The 10,334-nt window shown below is 58.9% G+C and carries 11 protein-coding genes; all 11 read right to left on the bottom strand.

From position 1 onward, the window contains the following. Nucleotides 1–232: 232 nt before the first annotated feature. Nucleotides 233–829 (bottom strand): MOSC domain-containing protein, encoded by a 597-nt coding sequence (locus ACR0J7_RS12975; RefSeq protein WP_480518999.1) that lies wholly within the window; start codon nucleotides 827–829, stop codon nucleotides 233–235. Between the two features lie 99 nt (nucleotides 830–928). Next, nucleotides 929–2,845 carry an ATP-dependent zinc metalloprotease FtsH gene (gene ftsH, locus ACR0J7_RS12970; RefSeq protein WP_267367030.1) on the bottom strand — a complete coding sequence of 639 codons (1,917 nt, stop codon included), beginning with the start codon at nucleotides 2,843–2,845 and terminating at the stop codon, nucleotides 929–931. Between the two features lie 75 nt (nucleotides 2,846–2,920). Next, nucleotides 2,921–4,180 (bottom strand): tRNA lysidine(34) synthetase TilS, encoded by a 1,260-nt coding sequence (gene tilS / locus ACR0J7_RS12965; protein WP_480914515.1) that lies wholly within the window; start codon nucleotides 4,178–4,180, stop codon nucleotides 2,921–2,923. Then, nucleotides 4,171–4,995: a tol-pal system protein YbgF gene (ybgF, locus tag ACR0J7_RS12960; protein WP_209598305.1), complete on the bottom strand. Its 825-nt coding sequence runs from the start codon at nucleotides 4,993–4,995 to the stop codon at nucleotides 4,171–4,173. The genes tilS and ybgF overlap by 10 nt, the downstream gene beginning before the upstream one ends. Nucleotides 4,996–4,999: 4 nt before the next feature. Next, nucleotides 5,000–5,506, bottom strand: coding sequence for a peptidoglycan-associated lipoprotein Pal (pal, locus tag ACR0J7_RS12955; protein ID WP_480622769.1), 507 nt, complete (start codon nucleotides 5,504–5,506; stop codon nucleotides 5,000–5,002). 72 nt (nucleotides 5,507–5,578) lie between these two features. Beyond that, nucleotides 5,579–6,898: a Tol-Pal system beta propeller repeat protein TolB gene (gene tolB, locus ACR0J7_RS12950; RefSeq protein ID WP_480870754.1), complete on the bottom strand. Its 1,320-nt coding sequence runs from the start codon at nucleotides 6,896–6,898 to the stop codon at nucleotides 5,579–5,581. Next, a complete protein-coding gene (locus ACR0J7_RS12945; RefSeq protein WP_480870756.1) occupies nucleotides 6,895–7,998 on the bottom strand; it encodes an energy transducer TonB in 1,104 nt (367 codons plus the stop codon). The genes tolB and ACR0J7_RS12945 overlap by 4 nt, the downstream gene beginning before the upstream one ends. 9 nt (nucleotides 7,999–8,007) lie before the next feature. After that, complete coding sequence (tolR, locus tag ACR0J7_RS12940; protein WP_480483970.1) at nucleotides 8,008–8,484, bottom strand: protein TolR; 477 nt, start codon at nucleotides 8,482–8,484, stop codon at nucleotides 8,008–8,010. Between the two features lie 2 nt (nucleotides 8,485–8,486). Continuing rightward, nucleotides 8,487–9,182: a protein TolQ gene (gene tolQ, locus ACR0J7_RS12935; protein WP_209505518.1), complete on the bottom strand. Its 696-nt coding sequence runs from the start codon at nucleotides 9,180–9,182 to the stop codon at nucleotides 8,487–8,489. Nucleotides 9,183–9,291: 109 nt separating this feature from the next. Next, on the bottom strand, nucleotides 9,292–9,675 hold the full coding sequence (gene ybgC / locus ACR0J7_RS12930) for a tol-pal system-associated acyl-CoA thioesterase (RefSeq protein WP_480483971.1): 384 nt from the start codon (nucleotides 9,673–9,675) through the stop codon (nucleotides 9,292–9,294). Continuing rightward, nucleotides 9,672–10,295, bottom strand: coding sequence for a hypothetical protein (locus ACR0J7_RS12925; protein WP_480870758.1), 624 nt, complete (start codon nucleotides 10,293–10,295; stop codon nucleotides 9,672–9,674). Before ACR0J7_RS12925 ends, ybgC begins: the two co-directional genes overlap by 4 nt. Between the last annotated feature and the right edge of the window lie 39 nt (nucleotides 10,296–10,334).

The following is a 10,334-nucleotide window of genomic DNA, read 5'->3' as shown; positions in this document are numbered from 1 at the left end:
CACTGGATATTCCAAGCTTCGCGCCGATCTCCTGGATCGGCTTCTTATTCGCTTCACGCGCAATTTCGATGTCGGATTTATAGCTCATTGGCCGGGGTCCTTGATTGAATACCGTGCAAAACCGACGTCTAACGTCGGCGCTACGCATTCCATACCCTTGTGTACAATCTGATTAGCCATGGATTCCGACATTCTGGCGTCGCGAAGCGTCGTCAGGTCACTTCATCGGTAACTAATCGGAAACCTGCATATTTTCGGGGCTCCAGGCAGGCTGGTCCGGAACAAAGAGCTTGAGGTGATCGCCCAGTTGAATGCGCCCGGGACGTTCAATCCATCCCGTGACACCCCGGCGCCCGACGGCAGCGGGTTTGAACCCTGCACCATACCCCTGATGAACCGCTTCGATTTCGCGACCGGGCAATACGCAGGGTGCGTTTTCCATATCCACAGTGATCGTCAGCCCGTTGACCGCCTGAAGGCGCGAGGACGGCGGAATGTGCGAGAAATCCGGAACACCTTTCAGCACTATGGATACGCCCAGATAAGACGGGTCAAGCTGGTCCAGCCCCATGTTCTGCGCGATCTGCTGCAACTCTTCCAAGGACAGCACCGAAAGTTGACGAACATTGCGGATTTCAGTGCCCTTGGGATAGAGGTTCGAGACCCGAACACAGGACGCACGGTTCAGACCTTCGTGCCGTTCGCCTTTCGCGCCCTCAAACCCAAGATCCAGCAACTCCACGGGCTTGGCACGAAGCGATCCGCCGGCAGGAACAAGGCCCAGCCAAACGACTTCGGCTGCAAATTCGGTTTCCCGCAAAAACGGCATACGCGCTTCCCTACCCATTGGTGTCTGCCAGCGCATAATGCCCAGTAACGCTCTGATGGAAAGAGAAAAAACCCGGGTCAGAGCCCGGGTTCTTGCTGGTTATGCTGTCGGTTCAGGTTCCATCCCGCCCTCAGGCGGTGATTTCTTGGCCTTGGTCTTGGGGATGGCTGTCACGCTGGGCGCACTGCCCTCGTCCGACTTGTCGTTCCGGTCATCGCTATCGCCGGGCGACTCCCCGTTCATGACGCGTTTGATTTCGTCACCGGTCAGCGTTTCGTATTCCAGCAAACCTTGGGCCAGACGTTCCCATTCCTCGTTCTGATCGGTCAGAATCTTGTGCGCCTGTTCATAGCCTTGCTGGATCAGACGCTTTACCTCTTCTTCAATCAGTTCCTTGGTATGAGCCGATACCGAGAACCCGGCAGTATTGCCCTGATATCCCTCATGCGCCTCGGCATAGTCGATATTGCCGACCTTATCCGACATACCCCAGCGCATCACCATGGCGCGTGCCAGTTGGCTGGCCTGCATGATGTCCCCGGCAGGACCGTTCGACACGTGATCTTCGCCATACTTGATGACTTCGGCAGCTTTACCTGCCATGGTCATCGCCAGCTTTTGTTCGCACTCATCCCGGTGATAGTTCAGGCGATCCATTTCCGGCAGCGAAACCACCATACCCAGCGCACCCCCGCGCGGTATGATGGTCGCCTTGTAGACCGGATCGCACATGGGCAGAGACAGACCAACAACAGCATGACCCGCTTCGTGATAGGCAGTTTTTTCCTTCTGATCCTGCGTCAGCACCATCGAGCGGCGCTCGGCCCCCATCATCACCTTGTCCTTGGCGTTTTCAAAATCTTCCATGGTGACAAAGCGACGACCCACGCGTGCGGCCATCAACGCGGCCTCGTTCACGAGGTTGGCCAGATCCGCACCCGAGAAGCCGGGCGTACCGCGCGCGATGATGCGCAGATCGACATCGGGGCCCAGCGGCGTCTTGCGTGCGTGAACGCCCAGAATTTTCTCGCGGCCCTTGATGTCCGGGTTGCCGACTGTGACCTGACGGTCGAACCGGCCCGGTCGCAGCAGCGCAGGGTCCAGAACATCCTTGCGGTTTGTCGCCGCCAGAATGATTACACCTTCGTTGGCCTCAAACCCGTCCATTTCGACCAGCAACTGGTTGAGCGTTTGTTCCCGCTCGTCGTTGCCGCCACCATACCCGGCGCCGCGATGACGACCCACAGCGTCAATTTCATCGATAAACACGATACAGGGCGCGTTCTTTTTCGCCTGCTCGAACATGTCACGCACGCGGGACGCACCCACACCAACGAACATTTCGACAAAATCCGAACCCGAGATGGTGAAGAACGGCACGCCCGCCTCACCCGCAATGGCACGGGCCAGAAGCGTCTTACCGGTACCCGGAGGGCCAACCAGCAGCGCGCCCTTGGGGATCTTGCCACCAAGGCGGCTGAACTTCTGCGGGTTTCGCAGGAATTCGACAATCTCTTCCAGCTCTTCCTTGGCCTCGTCGATACCGGCAACATCGTCAAAGGTCACGCGGCCATGCTTTTCGGTCAGCATCTTGGCCTTGGACTTGCCAAAGCCCATCGCGCCACCTTTGCCGCCGCCTTGCATCCGATTCATGAAATAGACCCAGACACCGATCAGCAGCAGGAAAGGCAGCAGCGTGATCAGGAACGACTGAAAGCCTGATTGCTGTTGTTTTACGGCCTGAACGGGGATGTTTTCTTCGATCAGAAGCTTGGTCACTTCGGCGTCGCCGGGTTTGATCGTGACATAGCTGGCACCGCTTTGCAGGGTATAGCGAATCTGTTCACCATCCAAGGTCACGTTCTTGACTTCACCGCTTTGGACGGCACCGACAAAGTCGGAATAGGTTTTCTCGTTGCTCTGAAGCGTTCCGCCCGGTCCACTGAACAGATTGAACAGTGCAAGGATGAGCAGGAACAAAACGACCCAAAACGCGATATTGCGAGCGTTGCCCAAGGAAATTCTCCTAAAAGTTCCGGCAGGTGAGACGCTGCCAAGTTACCTCTTAAAATAGAGAGGATTGTCGTATGTTCAATGCGATAAAAAAGATGCGTGGAACTCGGGCCAATCTGACGCAAGCCTGGCATGCCAGCCATTCGCGAGACCCGCAAGCGGGGCGGCCAGCACCCTGTCCGCAATCCAAACCGCAGGCGTCGCCGTCAACGCTATCCTGGGACGCCCGGTTGCACGCCACTCGGGCACCTGTTGCAACCCCTCACCGCCCAAAGCGCGGATTTCTGCGCCCATTATTGCCGGTCCGCTGAGCCGCCATTTGCCATCCCACACAGCACTGGGCGCCGCGATCTGAGATTTCACGGCATTAAATTCCCTGCAAATCCAAACACTCCCGCCTTGTGGAACAATCAGACAACCGCCCACTGACCCCGATTGCCCATTCGCAACTGCATCCATTGCCTGATCCACGGCCGCCTGACGCGGGGGATAACCCGACCCGGCAATCCACGAGAGGATTCCCAGCAGCACACGACGCCGAATCTCAAGGGGCAACGCGGCAAATCCGGCCCGATTCACCCTCACGTCACTTTGATCCACCTGCGCCACGGACCCTGCGGATTCTTGCGTACAGAGGCCAAGTGCCGTGTTTGCCTGCGCCAGATTATCCGCCACGCGGGACAATGAAAGCGCATCAATTCCCAAAGGTTCCAGCCCACCCAAAGCTTCGCGCGCCTTGATCCGATCGAAACGGGCATCCTGATTCGAAGGATCGTCCACCCATGCTACGCCAGTCTCAGTCAGATAGGTGCGAAGCTGTTCACGGGTGATCCCCAGCATCGGACGCAGCAACGTCAGCCTCCGCTGTTTCCGAATAGCCGACATGCCGGACAGGCCCGTGACCCCGGATGATCGGCCCAACCGCATCAGCAGTGTTTCCGCCTGATCATCTGCGGTGTGGCCCAGCGCAATGGCATCGATTCCGCGGCCCTTCGCCCATTCGGATAACAAATCATATCGCGCCTGACGTGCCCGGTCCTGCAAGTTGCCGGTACCGTCCCATCCCGACCAACGCAGCGTATCATGAGACATCCCCAACGCAGCCGCCAGCCGGGATACGGTTTCGGCCTCGCACGCGGATTCGGGTCGCAAACCGTGGTCGACCGTGGCAACGAAAAGGGTGATGGCCTCATCTTGCGCCACCTGATGCAAAAGGTGCATCAAGGCGACAGAATCGCCGCCTCCCGAAACTGCAATCCCCAACTTGCGCGGAAGTGTTTCGGGTAGCCGGGCGCGCAGGTCTGCAAGTAGTTTGCCGGAGTGATGGTTCAAGTACATCCCAACGCGGTCATCTCCTGCGTGGCGCTCGAAAACTCTGGCGCAGAAGGAAAGCGTACTCCGACCTCATTAAGCGTGATGCAGGCCTGATCGGTCTGTCCCAAACGGCCAAGCGCCGCGCCCAGTTCGTACAGCGCCTCGGGTGCAAACGCGCCCTCGGAATCACCCGTGAAGCTGGCCAGAAATGCTCGGGCCGCTTCGCGTGTGTCGCCAATCCCTTCTAGGGCATGACCGCGTTTCAGGTTGGCTTCGGGCGCCAGCGGACTGCCGGGATAGCTTGTTTCAAACTGCGCAAACAACGTGGCAGCAGTCTGGAAATCGCCATCGGCCAACGCTTGCGAAGCAGCATCAAAATCAGCACGCTCACCTATGGCAAGTTCACCATTATCGGTCGCCGTTGGCGTTTCGATACTTGTTGGTCCGGTTATCACAGTGGCCGTGTCACCGCCCAATGTCGAGGTCTCACCCAACGTCGACAAATCGCCGCCTTCCAGTTCAACCAGCCGGAACTCAAGGTCACCGATACGGTTGGTGCCGTCAGTGACAATGTTCTGCACCCGCTGGTTCAATTGCTCGGTCTGGCGGGTCAGGCGCTGCAATTCGGCCTCGATGGCATCCACCCGTTCAAGAACCGAACTGCCGGACAGGTTTGGTGCGGGCGAACCCGTAGTAGAAAACTCGCGCTTCAAACGCTGGATTTCCACGTGCAGCACCGTCAGTTCCTGACGGATATCCGCAAGGGTCTGTTGATCCTGTGCCTGTGCAACACCAGCCGTCGCCACAACCGCCGCCAAAACCCATCCTGCAATGCGCATCATCTTACCCCAGAGTTGACCCGGTCAGAACCGTTACCGCACGACGGTTCTTGGAATAACATTCCTCGGTGCTGCAAATCTCGATCGGGCGTTCCTTGCCATAGCTCACGGTGTTCAGGCGGCTGCCCGCGACGCCCCGCGAAATCAGGTACTCACGCGCAGCGTTCGCCCGGCGTGCGCCCAGTGCAAGGTTGTATTCCCGCGTGCCCTGCTCATCAGCGTGACCTTCGATCGTTGCGACAAAATCCGGATTGGCCAGCAGCCAGTCCGCCTGCCCCTGCAACACTGTTTGCGCCTCGGGCGACAGCGTCGACTGGTCAACGGCAAACAGGACACGGTCCCCGACCGTTTGCTGGAAATACGCGGGTGAGCGTGGATCACTCGGTGATCCGGGGACAATGGATCCTACGCCACTGCCACTACCGCCACCCAAGGCAGAGGGGTCATTGTTTGTGCAGGCGGCGATCACACTCAGCGCGCCCAGCGCCAGAACTTTGCTCAATACGTTCATTTCAGGTGCCTCGTGTTATGTTTATTGCCGCCTGTCTACCACAGGGACGATTTGTTGTGAACTTTGCTGCGATCAATTCTGCAATGGACCCCAGGACGGATCGCTGCCGCCGTCCGGTGTACGTACCGGGCGCAGGTTCCTACCCGAGATATCCACCGAGTAAAGCGATGCCCTACCACTGGCCCCCTGCGTTTCGCGGGTAAACATAATGACCCGGCCATTGGGCGACCACGTGGGGCCTTCATCCAGGAAAGAGGCTGTCAGCAAACGTTCTTCTGACCCGTCGATGCGCATCACGCCGATATGGAACCGGCCCTGGTTCTGCTTGGTAAAGGCGATCAGGTCGCCGCGCGGTGACCAGACCGGGGTACCATAGCGGCCCGCGCCAAAGCTGATCCGCGTGGCCTCGCCCCCGTTTGCTACCATCACGTACAATTGCGGTGCGCCGGAGCGGTCGCTTTCAAAGACGATCCGGCTGCCATCAGGTGAATAGCTGGGGGCCGTTTCAATTGCAGGCGTGTTGGTCAGGCGCGTACTTTGCCCCGAGGCGATATCCATCTTCCACAGATCGGTATTGCCGCCCTGAATCAGCGAATAGACAATCGACCGGCCATCCGGCGAGAACCGTGGCGAAAAGCTCATCGTCCCGTCCTGCGTCTTCAGTTCCCGCGGTTTCGGGCGCCCGACTTCAGTCACGTATATGCGCGGGCTGCCGCTTTCATAACTTGTATAAAGCAGCCGGTCACCGGTGGGGGAGAAACGGGGCGCCAGAACGATTGCGGCGCTGTCAGTCATGTACTGCACATTCGCGCCATCGTAATCCATGATCGCCAAACGCTTCAGGCGCTGGTCCTTCGGCCCGCTTTCCGAAACAAAGGCAACGCGGCTGTCAAAATAACCGCCTTCACCTGTGATCCGGCTATAGACCTGATCGGCCACTTTATGCGCCATGCGCCGCCACCCGTCGGTGGTACCTGCTAGCTGAAGACCATTGCCCAGTTCCTGGCCCGAAAACACATCCCACACCCGGAACCGAACCGTCAGTTTCTGACCGGACACATTGACAGCGCCCGTGATCAGCGCGTCAGCGTTGATCGCCTTCCAATCCGCAAACTGAACCGGAGCTTCGAAGCTGCTGACTCGGCTGATGAACGCATCCGAGGAGATTTCGCGGAACAACCCGGTCCCGGTCAGGTCAGCCGCCACCACGCGCGAGATATCCTGCGCGAACTGTGCTGCGGCCGGACTGTCCGGCACAAAATTCGGAACGGCAAAGGGCAAGGGTTCGATAATCCCCTCATCCAGTTCCAGACGCAAAGGCCCGTTCTGTGCATAAACCGGCGCAGACATCAGTGTCAGGCCGACAAAGAGGCTGGTCAGAAGCTTCATCATTTGATCCGCATCCTCTCGGGGTTAAATGTAATCTCAACATCCTGCCAATGTTCGTATTTGTCAGCAGGCAAATCATATCCTTTGGCCCCGCAGCGCAAAATAGCGCGTCGCGCAGCCTCGTAGGCCTGTTTAACGGCTCCTGCCGAGCCGCCAGAGCTGTCCAGCATCCGAACACTGCCGCCGACGACCGTACCATCGCGGTTCAGTGAGAACGCAATAACAACCACAGTGTTCAGCGCATCCGTGGACAAGGAACCCACATTCCAACATCCAGAGACAGCCAGTCGCATCGCGTCTTTCTCTCCGCTGGTCAGCGGTGGGCCAGAAGGTTCGGACCCGCTGCCCAAGGCTTCGGCCAGGGCGTCGTTGATTGCCGTTTCATCGGTTTGTTTTTCCGGTTCCGCGGTCGCCTCAGGCGTTTTGGCCACAACGGGTTCCTGCGGCGGGTTTGGCCGGTTTGGACGCACGCGCGGCCGCGGAGATGTCAGGGGCGACTGTTCCTTGGCTTCCTCGGCCTCAGTCACAATCTCCGGGGCTGCCTCTTGCGGCGCGGTCTGATCCTGCTGTTCCTGCTGAACTTCTGCGCCTTCATCCAGGGATACCGGCGGCGTTTCAAAATCATCAGGCTTTGCCTCGGGCGGCGGCGGAGCTATCGCCTCGGGCGCGACGCGATCTGATGGGCGCGGCTGTGCCTCCGGACCGGGCGGCGCAGGCTGTGCAACAGGTTCGACCTGAGGTTCCGTCAGAACCGGAGGCTCGTCAGGAACCTCGGGTTCAGGCGGCGCTTCCACGATGATGGGCTCTGGCTCTGGTTCCGGTTCAGCCGGTGCAACAGGTTCAGGGCGGGGCTGTTCGTCACTCTCGGGTTCCGGCGGCTTGGTCACAGCCTCCGGCTCGGGCGGCTGCTGCAACGCGGTCGGCACTTCGGGGAGTTCCGGCGCATCCCGCTGGGCCGTCATGGCCGCGAATTGTTCAGCCGTGATCACAGAGACATCCTGCACAGCCATCGGCAACGGTTCGGACCGGAAGGTGCCGCCGAACATCGCCCATCCGATCAGGCTGACATGCGCAATCGCTGAAATCTTGGTGCCGGTATCCACCGTGCGACCTCACTCTCCACCTTCATCCAGCGTCGGCCCGCCGGTATCGGTCACAAGGCCAACGTTGGAAAACCCGCCCGCGTTCAGCGCACCCATGACCTGCATCACCTGTGCATAAGGGATTGCGCCATCGGCCCGCAGGAAAACCCGGTCGCTGCTCCGCTCTGCCGCAATGGCACGCAGCTTGCCAATCAACTCTTCGCGCAACACGTCGGTGGTCTGGATCTGCACGCGGCCGTCTGCGGTCAGGGTCACGGTCAAAGGCTCTTCGTTGTCGCCGGGCAGCGCACTGGCTGCGGTCTTGGGCAGATCGACCGGAACACCGACCGTCAGCAATGGCGCGGCCACCATGAAGATGATCAGCAACACCAGCATGACATCCACGAAAGGTGTCACATTGATCTCGGCCATCGGCTGCGCGCGACCGCGACGCCGACCACGCCTGCGCCCATTGCCGTTCGAAGATTGCTGGATCGCAGCGCCCATCGTCAGCTGTCCAACTGGCGCGACAGAATGGTTGCGAATTCATCCGCAAAGGCTTCATAGCCGCCAACGATCCGGTCACTATCGGCGCTGAGTTTGTTATAGAAAATCACCGCCGGGATCGCCGCCAAAAGGCCCAACCCTGTCGCCATCAACGCCTCGGCAATACCGGGGGCCACAACGGCAAGGTTGGTGTTTTGCTGTTCGGCAATCTCGATGAATGCATTCATGATGCCCCAAACGGTGCCAAACAGCCCGATAAACGGAGCCGTGGAGCCGACAGTTGCCAGAATGGGAAGACCTTTTTGCAGGGTTTCCGCCTCTTTCGCGATGGCGACATCCATCGACCGGTCGATCCGCGCGGTTGCCCCGGCAATCAGCCCGCCATCATTGCGATGCGACCTGCGCCACTCGATCATGCCTGACGCAAAGATCTTTTCCGAGCTGCCATCCGGCTGCGTTCCGATCTGCTCGAACAACTCATCCAACGGGTTGCCCGACCAGAAGCTTTCATCAAAAACCTGCGCCTCGCGTCGGGCCGCGCGATAGTTGATCAGCTTCTGAATGATGATCCCCCAGGACCAGATGGATGCGCCGGTAAGTACCAGCATCACCAGTTTGACGATAAAGGTCGCGCGGGCAAACAGCCCCCACATGGAGAAGTCGATCTCCTGCGCCAGCGCCAGCGTTTCAGCTTCCATGAACCTGCTCTTTGTTTTGCCTGATGGCCGTTCGTTTGGCCTTATTTTGCCAAACGCTATCTCAGTTGGTCATGAAAAGCCAACAGAACCACCCATGGTCCGCAAATTGTTACATCAATGCGCGAATCTCTGCCGGCAATCGGATCGGTTTGCCCGCTTTATTGATGCAAACGGCCGTGACAGATGCACGAAATATTTCGGTCTCACCGCGGCGAACAAGCTGCGCCATAGTCAGACGCACGCCCGAGATTTCGGTGACCTCGGTTTCGACGATCAATTCATCATCAAACCTTGCAGGCCCCAGATACTCGGCCTCGACCCGCCGCACGACCCAAACAATGCCCTCCTCCCGCATGGCGTTTTGGTCATTGCCCAGATTACGCACCCAGTCCGAGCGCGCGCGCTCGATATAGCGCAGGTAGTTCGCGTGATAGACAACCCCACCCATGTCGGTGTCTTCATAATACACGCGGATGGGGTAGGTGTGTTTCATTGCAACGCCTCCAGTCGGGCAAACAGCCTTAACGCATGCGAGGCATCCTGTGCCGCCCGTGGCAAAACCGGATCATAGGCCGCCCGGATCAAGGACGCGATGTCGGGACGCAGGATCGTGGCCTCACCTGCGATTGCCAGTGGAGATTGATTGCGAAATGCAGTGTCCGACCAGAGCAAGATGGTCTGCACGACCTGATTGAGCGCAAGGGTTTCCGCCGGAACCTTGGACAATTCCTTGTCCATGCGCAGAAACACAAACGCCGCGCGGACCGCGCCATCTTCTTCGAACCGGAAAATGCGGTACTGGTTTGCATCTGCCGCGACCAGACGCGCGACCAAAGGTTCCAGATCCGGGATCAATCGATCAAGGTCCGGTACCTCCAGCAGCTCCTGCCAGTCCCGGAAAAAGAAAACCATGCAATTCGCGCCAAGCTCAGGGTCCGTCTCGGCCATTTGGTGACCGGCCAGCGTGACAACGGCTTCGAAAGCCCCTTTTACGGTGGCCAGCGTCTCGTCTTCGACGCCGAAAACGATCGGAACAATAGGCCGCCCCCAGCGCGCAAACAGAAACTCGCCGCTTTCGCGTGTGAACAGCGCTTCAATTTCTTCCGGTGTCACCGCCAGCCCTTCATCTTTTCAAAAATACTCTCGCCGAAA

It is taken from the genome of Ruegeria sp. O4 (assembly GCF_056535125.1).
The sequence above is the reverse complement of the archived record's forward strand: the minus strand, read 5'-3'. Positions and strand labels throughout refer to the sequence as shown.